This is a genomic window from uncultured Tenacibaculum sp. (assembly GCF_947502995.1).
Taxonomy (GTDB): Bacteria; Bacteroidota; Bacteroidia; order Flavobacteriales; family Flavobacteriaceae; genus Polaribacter.
The window spans coordinates 90,816-105,277 of sequence record NZ_CANNBW010000016.1 but is presented as its reverse complement, the minus strand read 5'-3'; the positions used below and the strand labels follow the sequence as shown (position 1 = coordinate 105,277).

Sequence of the window (14,462 nt, the reverse complement as noted above, 5' to 3'; positions counted from 1 at the left end):
TTACGAATGGAACAAATAGCTCCTTATAAACCCAAGCATAAAGTAAGAATTGTAACTGCTGCTTCATTATTTGACGGTCATGATGCTGCAATAAACATAATGCGTAGAATTATCCAGTCTACTGGTGTAGAGGTAATTCATTTAGGTCATGATAGAAGTGTTGAAGAGGTAGTAAACTGTGCTATTCAAGAAGATGCTAATGCAATTGCTATGACTTCTTATCAAGGTGGTCATAACGAATATTTTAAATACATGTTCGACCTGCTTAAAGAAAAAGGAGCAAGTCATATCAAAATTTTCGGTGGTGGTGGTGGAGTAATCCTTCCTGAAGAAATTAAGGAATTAATGGATTACGGAATTACACGTATTTATTCTCCTGACGATGGTCGTGAAATGGGTTTACAAGGTATGATTAACGATCTTGTGCAACAATCTGATTTTGCCATTGGTGATAAATTAAACGGTGAAGTGAAGCATTTACACGAAAAAAATATAGGTAGTATTGCTCGTGTCATTTCTTCAGCAGAAAACTTCCCAGAAGTTTCAAAAGAAACTATGGATATTATTCATAAGAAAAATGAAACTTCAAAAACTCCAGTATTAGGTATCACAGGAACTGGTGGTGCTGGTAAATCTAGTTTAGTAGACGAATTAGTTCGTCGTTTCTTAATTGATTTCCCAGAAAAAACTATCGGTTTAATTTCTGTTGATCCATCTAAAAGAAAAACTGGTGGAGCTTTATTAGGTGACCGTATTCGTATGAATGCTATTAATAACGAACGTGTGTATATGCGTTCTTTAGCAACACGTCAATCTAATTTAGCCTTATCTAAATATGTAAATGAAGCAGTTGAAGTTTTAAAAGCTGCTGAGTTTGATTTAATTATTTTGGAAACTTCTGGTATCGGACAATCTGATACTGAAATTATAGAACATTCTGATGCTTCTTTATATGTTATGACTCCTGAATTTGGAGCTGCAACTCAGTTAGAGAAAATTGATATGCTTGATTTTGCTGATTTAGTTGCGATTAACAAATTTGATAAAAGAGGTGCATTAGATGCATTACGCGATGTTAAGAAACAATACATGCGTAATAATAATCTTTGGGATGTACACATGGATGATATGCCTGTGTATGGAACCATCGCTTCTCAATTCAACGATCCTGGAATGAACTCGCTATACAAAGCGATTATGGATAAAGTTGTTGAAAAAACAGGAGCTGATTTAAAATCTACTTTTGAAATTACTAAAGAAATGTCTGAAAAGATATTTGTAATTCCACCAGCTAGAACACGTTACTTATCTGAAATTGCAGAAAATAACAGAGCTTATGATAAAAGAGTAGATGACCAAGAAAAAGTTGCTCAAAAGTTATATGGAATCTTTAAAACAATTGAAAGTGTTTCTGAAGGAACTGTAGCTTTAGATAAATCAGGAATTGATGAAACTTCTATTCAAAAAACAGACGAAAACAGTGATTTCTTAAAATTATTAATCGCTGAATTTGATCGTGTTAAAATGAATTTAGATCCATATAATTGGGAAGTCATTTTAAACTGGGCAACTAAAGTTCAAAAATATAAAGATCCTATTTACACGTTTAAAGTGCGTGATAAGGAAATAAAAATTGAAACGCATACAAAATCACTTTCTCATTCTGATATTCCAAAGGTAGCTTTACCTAAATATCAAGCTTGGGGTGATTTATTACGTTGGAATTTACAAGAAAATGTTCCTGGAGAATTCCCATATGCATCTGGATTATATCCTTTCAAAAGAACTGGTGAAGATCCAACAAGAATGTTTGCTGGAGAAGGTGGACCAGAACGTACTAACAGACGTTTCCATTACGTAAGTTTAGGAATGCCAGCAAAACGTTTATCTACAGCTTTTGATTCGGTAACTTTATACGGAAATGATCCTGGACATAGACCTGATATTTACGGAAAAATTGGAAATGCTGGAGTATCTATTTGTTGTTTAGATGACGCTAAGAAATTATACTCTGGATTCGATTTAAGTCATGCTATGACTTCTGTATCGATGACTATTAATGGTCCGGCTCCAATGTTATTAGGATTCTTCATGAATGCAGCAATTGATCAAAACTGTGAGAAATACATAAAGGAACACGGTTTAGAATCGAAAGTAGAAGCAAAATTAAAAGAGTTATACGACGATAAAGGTATTGCTAGACCAAAATATAACGGTGATTTACCAGAAGGAAATGATGGTTTAGGTTTATTACTTTTAGGTATTACTGGAGATCAGGTTTTACCCGCAGACGTATATGCAGAAATTAAAGCGAATACATTAGCACAAGTTCGTGGTACAGTTCAAGCAGATATTTTAAAAGAAGATCAGGCGCAGAATACTTGTATTTTCTCTACAGAATTTGCATTGCGTTTAATGGGAGATGTTCAAGAATATTTTATTGAGAAAAACGTACGTAACTTCTACTCTGTTTCTATTTCTGGATATCATATTGCAGAAGCTGGTGCGAATCCAATTACACAGTTAGCTTTAACTTTAGCTAACGGATTTACCTATGTAGAGTATTATTTATCTAGAGGAATGGATATTAATAAGTTTGGACCAAACTTATCATTCTTCTTCTCAAATGGTATCGATCCAGAATATGCTGTAATCGGACGTGTAGCTCGTAAGATTTGGGCAAAAGCTTTAAAATATAAATACGGAGCAAATCCACGTGCTCAGATGTTAAAATATCATATTCAAACTTCTGGACGTTCTTTACACGCACAGGAAATTGATTTCAACGATATTAGAACTACATTACAAGCATTATATGCGATTTATGACAACTGTAATTCTTTACATACAAATGCTTATGATGAAGCGATTACTACACCTACAGAAGAAAGTGTACGTAGAGCAATGGCAATTCAATTAATTATCAATAAAGAATTAGGATTGGCTAAGAATGAAAATCCTATTCAAGGTTCATTTATTATTGAAGAATTAACAGATTTAGTTGAAGAAGCTGTATTAACTGAATTTGATAGAATTACAGAACGTGGTGGAGTTTTAGGTGCAATGGAAACAATGTATCAACGCTCTAAAATTCAAGAAGAGAGTTTATATTACGAAACTTTAAAACACACAGGAGAATTCCCTATTATTGGTGTAAATACGTTCTTGAGTTCTAAAGGATCTCCAACAGTTACTCCACAAGAAGTTATTCGTGCAACAGAAGAGGAAAAGTTATTCCAAATCAAAACAAAGGAAAACTTAAATGAAGCTAACAAACAAGAAGTACAAAATCAATTAAAGATTGTACAGCAAGCTGCTATTCAAAACGAAAACATTTTTGAATGCTTAATGGAAGCTGCTAAAGTTTGTTCTTTAGGTCAGATTACATCAGCATTATTTGAAGTTGGTGGACAATACAGAAGAAATATGTAACATTAAAAAACTCATCAGTAGAATTATTTACTGATGAGTTTTTTAATTCTAGTTTAACTATTCTTTTTGTGTTTTTCACAAGTAAGTTTATCTGCAAAAAAATATATAATTTCTCCTTCTCTAACCATTTGATTGTATATATCAAAACCTGCTTTCTTATAAAAATTTAATAATCGATAATCTGAAGTTTCAAATAAAATTGGGAGTTTTCTTTTTCTGGCAAGGTCAAATAACATTTTATTTATTTCAACTAAACCATCTAATTTTTTATAATTTTTATCTTGAGCTATAAACCACACATAGATGTAATTACTTAATTTCAATTTATGTTCTTTTACTTCTTTTTCATTTTTTAAAACTCTTTTTAACTTCAAAAAAGAAATACTCTTTATTACATTAAAGAATCTGATATAATCACCTAAACTCTTTCTGAATTTTTCTTGTTCATAAAATAAAACTATAGTCTTTTTATTGTTTGATACATAAACTCCTTTTTGTTTTACAGCTATTGAAAAACAGTAACTTATTAAATGAAAAACTTTTTTATTGAAATCTTTTTTTTCCTTAGAAAACAATAAAGACATTCTAGGATTATATAGAAATCTTTCTGTAATCAATTTCTTATAATAGAAATGATCTTCTTCTTTAATATTAAAATAACTATCCCCCATTGTTTTTCAATAAATTAAAATGAGAAACATATGCTTTTAAAAGGCTTTTCTCATGAGAATATTTTAAATTATATTTCTTAGTAGTTTCTTTAACTATAGATGTTACTCTAGGATAATGTACATGTGAAATCCTTGAAAAAAGATGATGAGATACATGATGATTAAAGCCCCCCAATAACCAAGTCATTACTTTACTATCTGTTGCAAAATCAATAGTTGTAATAACTTGGTGATGAGACCAAGAATAAGGCATCTCTCCTATTTCATTTGGTTGAATAAAAACTGATTTTTCAGAAACATGAGATGGAACTAAAGCTATTGTCAAAAAATAACTAGCTGATATATGCATTAATAAATTACTGAATACTATCTCTTTAAAAGAAAGTGACGTAAATAGAAAAGGAACGAAAAGAAAAATAATGATGTAAACACTTTTAAAAACGAACAACTTTACATATTCAACTTTAGGAATATTTTTTATTAGACTTTTAGTTGAAAAGAAATCAACAAAATCACGAATATAAATCCAGTTTATTGTGTAAAAAGCATACAAAACAGGCACGTAAATATGCTGAAATTTATGAAACCATTTTAACTGAATTCCAGGTAGAATCCTCACTAAATTACTTTGACTTAAATCAGGGTCTTTCGCTAAAGTATTTGGAAACATATGATGTCCAAACTGATGTCTTTTCTTCCAAACAAATGAGTTCGCTCCTATTAAATCCATTTGTAGGGTAAAATAATTATTAAGCCATTTTGTTGAACTTGCTACTCCATGAATTCCATCATGAGAAACATTAATTACCAAAATAATACTTAAAGGACCTAAAATTATAAAAGGCAAAAAACTAAAATAAGTTTCCTGTAACAAAAAAATGGCTGTATAAATGTTTATGAGAGCTATTTTTAAAATAAAATATTTCATCAATAGTTTTCTTCCTCCAAACTTTTTAAAGTTATTATCTTTAAAATATGCTTCTACTTTTTTCCTTGTCTCTTTAAAAAAAAGATCTGGTTCTTTTGGGTAAATAATCTTTTGCATTATTTAATGTATTTTTTAAATACTTTATCAAAAGATTGTAAAGTATGTGTTACGTCTTTATTTGAATGTAAACTTGTAGAAGTCAACCGGAAAATAACCACATCTTTCGGAACAACTGGGTAAATAATAACAGAGCAATAAATGCCAAAATCGTAAACCAATTCTCTTTGAAGTTTCAATACATGATTTAACTCAATATTAAAATATATTGGAGTTATACAAGTATTAAGAGTATGAGAAAGAAAACCTTTTTCTTTTAATCCATTTTGGAGCAGATTCGTAATTTTAAATAATTTTTCTCTTTTATCATTAGATTTCATGATTATTTTTAATCGCTCATTTAATCCATAAACAATAGACATGGGTAATGATTTAGAAAATATTTGAGATCTTAAATTGTATTTAAAATAATTTATAATTTCTTTTTTTCCTGCAATTATGGCTCCAAAAGACGCCATCGATTTTGTAAAAGTTGTAAAATATAAATCGACCTCATTTTCTAAATTAGCCTCACACACACTTCCGTTACCTTCCAAGCCTGCTACGCCAAAGCCATGAGCGTCGTCTACTAACAATCTAAAATTATAAATCTTCTTTAAAGCACAAATTTCTTTCAACTTCCCTTTGGTACCAGACATGCTAAAAACACCTTCAGTTACTACCAGAATTCCTCCTTTTGTTTTAGATATAATTTGCTTTGCTTCTTTTATTTTTTCTTCTAAACTTTCAATATTATTATGTTTAAACACTAGTCTGCTTCCTTTATGCAACCGAATTCCATCTATTGTACAGGCATGACACTGTTCATCTGAGATTACAACATCTGTTGACTTCAATAAACAATCTATAATTGAAAACATTCCTTGATATCCAAAATTTAAAACCAAAGCATTTTCCATTTTTAAAAAGGAAGCCATATTATTTTCAAAAGTATCGTGTAAATATGTATCACCTGTCATCATTCTAGAGCCCATTGGGTAAGTAATTCCCCATCTAGAACTAGCATAAGAGTCTATATTTCTAACCTCTTCAGAATTCGCTAATCCTAAATAGTTATTGTAACTCCAATTGATTAATACTTTTTCTTTGAAAGAAACCCTGTTTGAAATTTTTCCGGTAAATTTTGGGAAAGCAAAATCTCCTTCTAAAATACTTTGATGTTTTCCTATTGGTCCTCTTTCTTTTTTTATTCTCTCGAAAATATCCATTTCTATTCCATTAAATTTTATACAAAAAGTAGTTCTAGCTCTTTATTGTATAATTTGTTTTTACTTTCTCAAACCTATATTATCAGCAATAAAAATGTGTCTCAGAATCATCAAAATGCTGATTTCGGGAATTATTTATATAATTATGGACTAGTTTTTAGAAAGAAAATTTTAATACTGAAACCGAAAATTGGATAAAATTATCTATAGAAATTGCATATCAAAAAATAGATTTGGAAGCCTTATAAAATCTGATAAAATTTAAATATAGAGAATAACTAAAAATAAAATATTTTGTAAAACACTGTAACAAAAAGACTTATTACTCTTCTTATATGTGTAATCAAAATTATAAAAACCATAAATGAGTAAGACGTATTTTATTTTTAGTTTAATCTTCGCAACAGGCTTAGGAACTTCTTTAGGAGTTAATTTCGGAACTTTAACTGGAAATCTTTCAGTAGGTATTTTACTTGGTAGTATAACAGGTTTATTATTAGGTTTTGGAGTGGGTTATTCACTAAAAGCTTATGTTGAAAATTATAAAATTCAAAATACATTATAATACAACAACACAACTAACCTTTAGAAACTTATAAAATTGAATCCTGAGTATACATTTCTCAGGATTTTTTCATTTCGTATATTTTAAGTTATATTTATTCTGTGAAAAGAGAATGTAAAAAAGAATTGCTAAACTTTATAATCAACTATTCAGTTTATTGCCTCCTTTTCAAGAATTTAATCTATACTTTATAATAACCTAAAATCTAAACAAATGAAAAAAAGACTACTTTTTTTTGTCTTGAGTTGTATTGGTTTTCAAGCATTTACTCAAGTACCAAATTCTACTGGCTATCATAGTCAACTTCTACAAGGCCCATGTTATATTTTTTCTACTATAGCTGCTTTAGAATCTAAAGCTATTCAAGCTGGCCATGATAATAATATTGATTTTTACGAATGGAATTTATACAGTACAGATGTTTTAGAACAAAGAAGTGGAAATGGTGATAACATGGTAAAAAAAGTTATTGCTTATGCTAAAAATTATGGCTTGAATTTAAAAAATGATGTTATTAGCCCTACTACAATTTCTCAACTGCCTAATACTAATTTACTAAACAGTACTACCAGAGGTATGGCTCATTTTAGAAACTCTTGTGGTTCACTTAAAGAAAATAATTACATTTTTAACCCTGAAGGTTTAAGCGGTAATTGTGTCGATGAAGATGGCGATTCTTTTGAACTAGATGCTCTTTCAGATATTAAATATGTATATAATTATCAAGACACAGGTTTTGTTGAAGTAGTTAATCCTTCTGTTTTACAAATGCAAAATGATTTAGCCAAAGGTAGAGGTTTAATCACTTTCTTCGACAATTGGGATGATGATGGAACTAGTCATGCTGTTTTTATTCATAAATATAATCCCTTAACAAATAAGTGGAGCTACAAAGACAGTTGGCCAGATAATCCTGGTAATAAAACCACCACTTTAGATATGTCTAAATGCGATAAATATTATTATTTAACAGGAAGTTTTGATCCAGTAGTAACTCCAACTTGTGAGGTTAATATTTCAGGTTCCAATACCGTTTTAGGAAATACTACTTACTCTATTCCTTCAGGATATTCTAATGTTAATTGGTCTACAAATGGAAATATGATTGTTGTCTCTTCTAATTCAACAAGTATAACGGTTCGATCTAATGGAGGCTGTTCAACTAGTTCTGGTACTATTAACGTTTCTGTTATACAAAACGGAATCGCATGCAATACTTCTAAAAATGTTACTATAAATGGTACTGGATCTTCATTGCCACCTAACACAATTCATGTTTTGAATCCAAATTGGAAAAATGGAAAAACTTGCCCAAATACAATGTTAGAACTTGAAGTTATTGATAATAATCAGACTTCACAAACTACGTATGAATGGAGTATTTCTGGCGCTACTTTTATTAGTGGTCAAGGAACTTCAACTGCTTTTGTAAGAACTCCTAGTTTTGGTACATCATATCTTACTTTTAGAGTTAGAGCGAGAAGAGGTAATTGTTCTTACAGCTCATGGACTTCTATTTATGGTACCTCATCTTCTTCAAATTGTGGAGGATCTGGAGGTGGTGGTTTTGACACTGGTATTTTTGCATTTAGATCTTCAGAAAATAGTCTTCAAATTAAAACACCCGAAAAAGTTTCTTCTTTAGAAGAAAAAATTGATTATCAAATTATCGATTTACACGGTAGAATCTTACAACAAGGAAATATTCTTTCAGAGAATTCAGAAATTAATATTGATAAATTAAAAAGAGGAATTTTTATTATGAAACTATATTACACTGAAACTAAAAAAGTAAAATCTATAAAATTTGTAAAATAAATTAATGTAGATATATAATCTTATCCTATACCTCTAACATTTGTTAGAGGTATATTATATCAGAAAAAAAATGAATGAAATCTTTCAATGGGTATACGAACTCTTAAAATGGATGGCTAAAGTTACGGGCTTCAGTTACAATGAAATCAACATTATTGTGTACTATATTATTATTCCTTCTTTGTTTCTTTATTTACTTAGTAGAATAATAAAAAATTACACTGTAGTTCTAGGCTTTATTGCTTTTGTTATCGTCACATTATTTTTTATAAAAGATTTTAAATTATTTTCTGATAATCTCTTTAAACAATCTGTAAAATTTTTAAACTGGTTCGAAATTATAGGTTTAAATTATACTCAAGCTTCTGTAGTTATTTGTGTTTTCATTCCATTTCTTATCATTTTAAGTTTACTACTATATCGTAAAAAACATACTTAAATATTTAATATTATTACTTAAATCCTCAAGATTTTTGAGTAATTTAACCCTAAATTTAAACGACCAAAGCTCCTATTTTACATGAAAAAAACAAACATTGTCTTACTCATAGTACTTTGTATTATTGGGGTTTTTAACCTAATAAAAGTTTTTACTTTAGATAGCCATTTAAAAAGTGCTAAAGAATCTTTACAAAAGGCTCAAGGTGAAGTAGAAAATGCCCAACAACTAAATAATAAAGCACAAAAAGAAATACAAGGTTTAAAAACTGCTATAAAAAAATATGAATTCAAAAATGAAGCCTTACAATTAGAAATAGATTCTATTGTTTTAACTAAAAGAGCTAAAGCTCCTAAAGATTGGGCCGAGCGTCAAAATATAAAAAAGAAACAGCAAGAAATTACTGCCCGATTAGAATACTTACGTCAAAAAAATAATGAATTTGAATAATGAAAAAAATCACCAAATTAACCTTCATCATTACCCTAATACTTTCAACTTTTAGTAGTGTTTATGCTCAAAAAAAAGTAAAAGACACAATTACTATTGGTAAAGAATATGCTCGTTCCCGTAAACTTCCAATAACTGTTAATAAAGGAACAGTGATTATAAATCAGATCGATTCACTTCATTTAGTAAATCAGATTCGGTTTCATTACTATGAAGAATTACGAAAAGAATTATTTAAAAATGATTTCGGTAAAGACATTGAAAATATTGTTTTAAAATATGAACGTATTGTAGAAGAAAACAATGACTTATTCAATCAATTAGAGCTAAAATCTAAAGCGCAATCTGATTTGTTTCAAAAGACAATAAATGAATTAAAACTTTCATTAGATGAAACAGATCGTACCTTAAATTTAACTCAAAAATCCTTAGATAATGCCAATACTTCTTTGGAGTTAAGCATGAAACAAATAGAAAGCGCTCAACGCAGACAATTTTGGAAAAACTTCGGATTAATTGGAGGCGGTATTGGAATGGGACTTCTTTTAGGTTTATTAATTGCAAACTAAATAATAGTGTTATGATAAATAGAAAATTCTTCTTTGATTATGTAAAACAAAGACTACATTTTGGTCGATTAAAACAAAGTCAAGTAAATGGTTACAATCAGATTTTAGATTATTGGGAAAACGAAAATTTAAAAGATGTGAGGTGGCTCGCTTATGTTCTTGCTACTACGTATCATGAAACTGATAAAACGATAAAACCTTTGCGAGAGTATGGAAAAGGTAGAGGTAGAAAATATGGAATTCCAGATTCGGAAAATGGACAAACATATTACGGTAGAGGTTATGTGCAATTAACTTGGAGAAAAAATTATCAAAAATATTCAGATATCTTAGAAATTGATTTAGTTGACAATCCAGATTTAGCTTTAGATCAAGAAATTGCTACAAAAATTCTATTCCATGGAATGATTAATGGTGTTTTTACAGGAAAAGCTTTAAAAGATTATTTCAACGAAAATAAATCTGACTGGTATAACGCAAGAAGAATTGTTAACGGAACTGATAAAATGTATACTATTGGCGATTACGGAAAGGAGTTTTTTGCTGCTATTTCGTTTAATTATATTTTATAACCTTCTCGTTCTCTTGACATCTCATTTCAATTAGTTAAATTTAACTGGTATAAATATTTCTTTAACTTTTAAATAAAATCAATATATGGAGACTATTGATTTCAATGAGATCTTAAAACTTATTCAAGAAAAAGCCATATTATATTTCCCTAAATTACTTTTAGGTGGACTTATTTTGTGGATTGGAATGAAGCTAGCAAACCGATTGGTAAATTTCTTAACTAAAGTATTAGAAAAGGCAGGTTTTGATGATACTATTCGTCCTTTTCTTGTTTCTATGCTTAGCTTTATTTTAAAAGGAGCTTTATTGCTTATTGTTGCTTCTATTTTAGGTGTAAATCTATCTAGTTTAGTTGCTCTGCTTGCAGCTATTGGTTTCGCTATTGGTATGGCCTTGCAAGGAAGTTTAGGGAATTTTGCTTCTGGTATATTAATTTTAACATTGAAACCTTATAAGTCTGGAGACTGGATTCAAGTTGAAGAAAAATTTGGAAAAGTTGAAGAGATTGGAATTTTTAGTACTACTATAGTTTCTCCAGGTCATAAAACATTAATAATTCCTAATGCTAAAATTACTGATGGAGTTGTAACTAACTACTCTAAAAAAGGAATGGTTCGTTTAGAAATTAACGTAACTATGCCTTATGCTGAAAGTTTTCCAAAAGTAAAAGAGATTATAAAATCGACTTTAGTTAATGTAAATAATATATTAACGGAACCAGAAACTGAAATTGGAATTGAAACTTTTGATTCTCACAGTATAGAATTAACGATTCGTCCGTATGTTCATCCTGAAGATTTTTGGCAAGTAACTTTCGATACTCATGAGGCCGTGAAAAAAGCTTTTAGCGATAATAAAATTCAGGTTGCTTACTCTGAAGGTGTTGAACTTGGTAACATAGGTGAATAATTGAAATGACTTTGTAAGCATTTAGGAAAAATCAGTCTAATATTATAATTAATTATGAATTAGACTAATGGAGTATTATTCTTTAAACCATATTTCTGAGCAACTTTTACTAACTGTTAAACAAAACAAAGATACAACGAAGTTAAAGTTAGAACTTTCATTCACTCCTTTAAATGAATTAATAAATAGCTTAAAAAATGATGAGGAAAAAAAAGCGTTTTGGATTAATATTTATAACGCGTACTTTTTAATTTTAAGGAAAGAATTAAATATTACTAAACCTAAAATATATACTGAAAAAATAATTAAAATAGCTGAACATTATTTCAGTTTAGATGATATAGAACACGGGATTTTAAGAAAGTATCGTTACAAATATTCGTTAGGTTTTATAGCTAATTTATTTGCTCCAAAATTAATTAAACAACTTGCAGTTACTACAATTGATTATCGCATACACTTTGCTTTAAATTGTGGAGCAAAAAGCTGCCCTCCTATCGCTTTTTACAATACTGAAAACATAAATAACCAACTCGATTTAGCTACACAATCTTTTTTAGAACATGAAACGGAATATATTCATGATAAAAAAGAAGTTCATACAACAATGCTTTTCAAATGGTTTTTAAAGGATTTTGGAAATTTTAAGGGAATTAAAAAGATTTATAAAACACAATTGAATAAAGATATTTCTGATTATTCAATAAAATTTAAACCGTATTCTTGGGAAGAAAACCTAAACAATTTTATACAATAAAAAAACCTTACGCTGTAAACATAAGGTTTTCCTTTTTAAATATATAAATGACAGTCATCGCACATTTTAACCTCTCCATAATACGTTTGTCTGTATTTGTGTAACGTAGCTATTGGTAGAAATAAAAAATATTTTTTTATGTATGTTACTTTCGTCATTAATCTTCCCATTTTAGGAGAAAATCTGTTTTCTAATTCTGTTTTTCTTTTAATATGAAATAATTTCATGTATATATTTTATTTTTAATTGGTTGTAAATTTTATGACAATACGATATCTGCCTTTAATTGAGACACTTTACTTTTAGTCCATGCATTTAACATCCAACTTGTTTTCTCTAAATCTTTAATATATCCTCCTATTAAATCTATTGTTCCTTCATCATGTACTTTTTCCGCTTTGTTAATTACCACATTCATTTGGTATAATAACTTTTTATGATCTTCTAATAAAATCATTATCATATCTCTATCTGTTTGAAACGGTGAGTTTTCAGAAATTGACGAAATCTTCAAATATCTACTATATCTACTAACTGGGTGGAATTGTAAAGTTAAAATTCGTTCGGCTATTTCATCAATTTTTCCTCTTGCATCGGTATACATTTCTTCAAATTTCTCATGCAATTCAAAAAAGTTTTCTCCCACAATATTCCAGTGAAAATTTCTTAATTTTTGGTAGTATACGTGATAATCTGCCAACAATTGATTTAATTGTTTAGCTACTAATAAGTTTTCTTCTTTATTTCTTGTTAAATAATTCATTTGTTTAATATTTTAATACAATCGAAATTGTGATTGTTGTTCGTAATTCTTTTTAAGAAAGCTCTGCACTGTGTACAGAGCTTGAAGTAGAGTAATGGTATTTACTCTGATTATTGGGGAAACAAAATCTAATTTGATATTATCTTTATTGGTATATAAAAACTGAATCCCTCTTCTTTATTGTGAAAAGTTAAATCTTCTTGATAAAAAAAGTAAATAGATGTTTTTTATCTTTTGATTTGCTTTAATAGTCTTTTAAAGAGCTCTGCACTGTGTACAGAGCCTTAATAATTAGAGTAAAAACACTCTGGTTAACGGGGGAAATTCGAAAAGCTTTTAATCCCTTGAAGTAGTAAGTATAAACTCGAACTCCTCGTTGTTATCGTCTATTGCTGTAATTTTAAAATCTCGATTTTCATTTAACATTACTTCTCCTGTTAAATTATCTAGATTATCTAGCGTAGTCATATCCATTAAAATCATATCTGGATTTGCCTTTTTCTTTGTGAGTAATGAAGTTTCTTTATCTAATTCATAAGTTACCATGTAAGCATGGTCGAAATACTCATCTTTATCAAAATCTGTCATAATTATTTTAGTTACTTCTATTGGAGTATCTATTCGATCTTGATTTAATTTATAGCGATCTTTTTTATCGAACCTAACTGGCTCTTCTTTTAACGTAATTACTTTTACATTTCTGTAAGTTCATTTATCGTTTTCTAAAACTTTCATTTTTCCTTCTTCAATAGTTTTAATAAAATCTGTTTTAACTATATCTTGTTGTGAGAATAACATCCCGAAACTAAAAATCATAGCTGTTAAAAATACTTTTTTCATAATGTATGTTGTTTTTAAAGTGATTAGTAAATTGCTTTTTAGATGCTTACTATTTGACATCTTGCATTTATGCTTTTAAACAAATACACTACAAAATTAAGCAGGCTTTACCTTCTTCTTTAACTCATATGATTTCATTCTTGACTCATTTAAAAAAAAGCTTTATTTATTTGAATTTTAGAATAAATGAATAGGTATAAATTATAAAACTGTTAACTTTTTTCTCGTTAAAATTTCGTATTTTATATAGAAAGAATGAAACATGAAGAAAATAAATAAATTTTTAAAAATTAGAAGAAAACGATCTAAACCAATAGATCAGAAATATTATAAAGCTAATAATATTGTTATTATTTTAGGCGTTATTGCATTAGTAGGGTTTATTATTCTTGCTGTAATTTTAAATTTTTAAGATAAACTCTA

17 protein-coding genes are annotated in these 14,462 nt (G+C 28.8%); 10 read left to right on the top strand and 7 right to left on the bottom strand.

The genetic code is table 11. From position 1 onward, the window contains the following. Positions 1-6: 6 nt before the first annotated feature. The gene (locus tag Q1A46_RS14385) at positions 7-3,432 is read left to right on the top strand and encodes a methylmalonyl-CoA mutase family protein (protein WP_299680106.1); all 3,426 of its coding nucleotides are present in this window, start codon (positions 7-9) and stop codon (positions 3,430-3,432) included. A 53-nt stretch (positions 3,433-3,485) separates the two neighbouring features. On the opposite strand, the gene Q1A46_RS14380 is transcribed toward Q1A46_RS14385, so the two are convergent. The 3 genes from Q1A46_RS14380 to Q1A46_RS14370 are packed head-to-tail and all read right to left on the bottom strand — an operon-like array spanning position 3,486 to position 6,356. Continuing rightward, positions 3,486-4,103: a hypothetical protein gene (locus tag Q1A46_RS14380; RefSeq protein ID WP_299680103.1), complete on the bottom strand. Its 618-nt coding sequence runs from the start codon at positions 4,101-4,103 to the stop codon at positions 3,486-3,488. Continuing rightward, a complete protein-coding gene (locus tag Q1A46_RS14375; RefSeq protein ID WP_299680100.1) occupies positions 4,093-5,148 on the bottom strand; it encodes an acyl-CoA desaturase in 1,056 nt (351 codons plus the stop codon). Before Q1A46_RS14375 ends, Q1A46_RS14380 begins: the two co-directional genes overlap by 11 nt. Then, positions 5,148-6,356, bottom strand: coding sequence for an aminotransferase class I/II-fold pyridoxal phosphate-dependent enzyme (locus tag Q1A46_RS14370; RefSeq protein ID WP_299680097.1), 1,209 nt, complete (start codon positions 6,354-6,356; stop codon positions 5,148-5,150). The genes Q1A46_RS14375 and Q1A46_RS14370 overlap by 1 nt, the downstream gene beginning before the upstream one ends. 364 nt (positions 6,357-6,720) lie before the next feature. Here Q1A46_RS14370 and Q1A46_RS14365 point away from each other — a divergent pair, with 364 nt between their 5' ends. The 8 genes from Q1A46_RS14365 to Q1A46_RS14330 all read left to right on the top strand — a co-directional run bounded on the left by Q1A46_RS14365 (position 6,721) and on the right by Q1A46_RS14330 (position 12,436). Further along, on the top strand, positions 6,721-6,921 hold the full coding sequence (locus tag Q1A46_RS14365; RefSeq protein ID WP_095073506.1) for a hypothetical protein: 201 nt from the start codon (positions 6,721-6,723) through the stop codon (positions 6,919-6,921). A gap of 213 nt (positions 6,922-7,134) precedes the next feature. Then, on the top strand, positions 7,135-8,739 hold the full coding sequence (locus Q1A46_RS14360) for a T9SS type A sorting domain-containing protein (protein ID WP_299680091.1): 1,605 nt from the start codon (positions 7,135-7,137) through the stop codon (positions 8,737-8,739). A gap of 70 nt (positions 8,740-8,809) precedes the next feature. Then, on the top strand, positions 8,810-9,178 hold the full coding sequence (locus Q1A46_RS14355; protein ID WP_299680088.1) for a hypothetical protein: 369 nt from the start codon (positions 8,810-8,812) through the stop codon (positions 9,176-9,178). A gap of 81 nt (positions 9,179-9,259) precedes the next feature. Beyond that, the gene (locus tag Q1A46_RS14350; RefSeq protein ID WP_299680085.1) at positions 9,260-9,628 is read left to right on the top strand and encodes a hypothetical protein; all 369 of its coding nucleotides are present in this window, start codon (positions 9,260-9,262) and stop codon (positions 9,626-9,628) included. Further along, positions 9,628-10,197 carry a hypothetical protein gene (locus Q1A46_RS14345; RefSeq protein ID WP_299680082.1) on the top strand — a complete coding sequence of 190 codons (570 nt, stop codon included), beginning with the start codon at positions 9,628-9,630 and terminating at the stop codon, positions 10,195-10,197. The genes Q1A46_RS14350 and Q1A46_RS14345 overlap by 1 nt, the downstream gene beginning before the upstream one ends. An 11-nt stretch (positions 10,198-10,208) precedes the next feature. Further along, on the top strand, positions 10,209-10,769 hold the full coding sequence (locus tag Q1A46_RS14340) for a glycoside hydrolase family 19 protein (RefSeq protein ID WP_299680079.1): 561 nt from the start codon (positions 10,209-10,211) through the stop codon (positions 10,767-10,769). Between the two features lie 85 nt (positions 10,770-10,854). Next, positions 10,855-11,679 (top strand): mechanosensitive ion channel family protein, encoded by an 825-nt coding sequence (locus Q1A46_RS14335; protein WP_299680076.1) that lies wholly within the window; start codon positions 10,855-10,857, stop codon positions 11,677-11,679. A 67-nt stretch (positions 11,680-11,746) separates the two neighbouring features. Further along, positions 11,747-12,436 (top strand): DUF547 domain-containing protein, encoded by a 690-nt coding sequence (locus tag Q1A46_RS14330; protein ID WP_299680073.1) that lies wholly within the window; start codon positions 11,747-11,749, stop codon positions 12,434-12,436. A gap of 35 nt (positions 12,437-12,471) precedes the next feature. Here the strand turns inward: Q1A46_RS14330 and Q1A46_RS14325 are convergent, their stop codons facing one another. The 4 genes from Q1A46_RS14325 to Q1A46_RS14310 all read right to left on the bottom strand — a co-directional run bounded on the left by Q1A46_RS14325 (position 12,472) and on the right by Q1A46_RS14310 (position 14,039). Next, positions 12,472-12,663 (bottom strand): hypothetical protein, encoded by a 192-nt coding sequence (locus tag Q1A46_RS14325; RefSeq protein WP_299680070.1) that lies wholly within the window; start codon positions 12,661-12,663, stop codon positions 12,472-12,474. 32 nt (positions 12,664-12,695) lie between these two features. Then, positions 12,696-13,199: a Dps family protein gene (locus Q1A46_RS14320; protein WP_299680067.1), complete on the bottom strand. Its 504-nt coding sequence runs from the start codon at positions 13,197-13,199 to the stop codon at positions 12,696-12,698. 336 nt (positions 13,200-13,535) lie between these two features. Continuing rightward, on the bottom strand, positions 13,536-13,787 hold the full coding sequence (locus tag Q1A46_RS14315) for a hypothetical protein (RefSeq protein WP_299680064.1): 252 nt from the start codon (positions 13,785-13,787) through the stop codon (positions 13,536-13,538). 120 nt (positions 13,788-13,907) lie between these two features. Further along, entirely contained in the window at positions 13,908-14,039 is a 132-nt protein-coding gene (locus Q1A46_RS14310) for a hypothetical protein (RefSeq protein WP_299680061.1), read from the bottom strand. A 262-nt stretch (positions 14,040-14,301) separates the two neighbouring features. On the opposite strand from Q1A46_RS14310, the gene Q1A46_RS14305 reads away from it, so the two are divergent. Next, the gene (locus Q1A46_RS14305; RefSeq protein ID WP_299680058.1) at positions 14,302-14,451 is read left to right on the top strand and encodes a hypothetical protein; all 150 of its coding nucleotides are present in this window, start codon (positions 14,302-14,304) and stop codon (positions 14,449-14,451) included. Positions 14,452-14,462 lie beyond the last annotated feature (11 nt).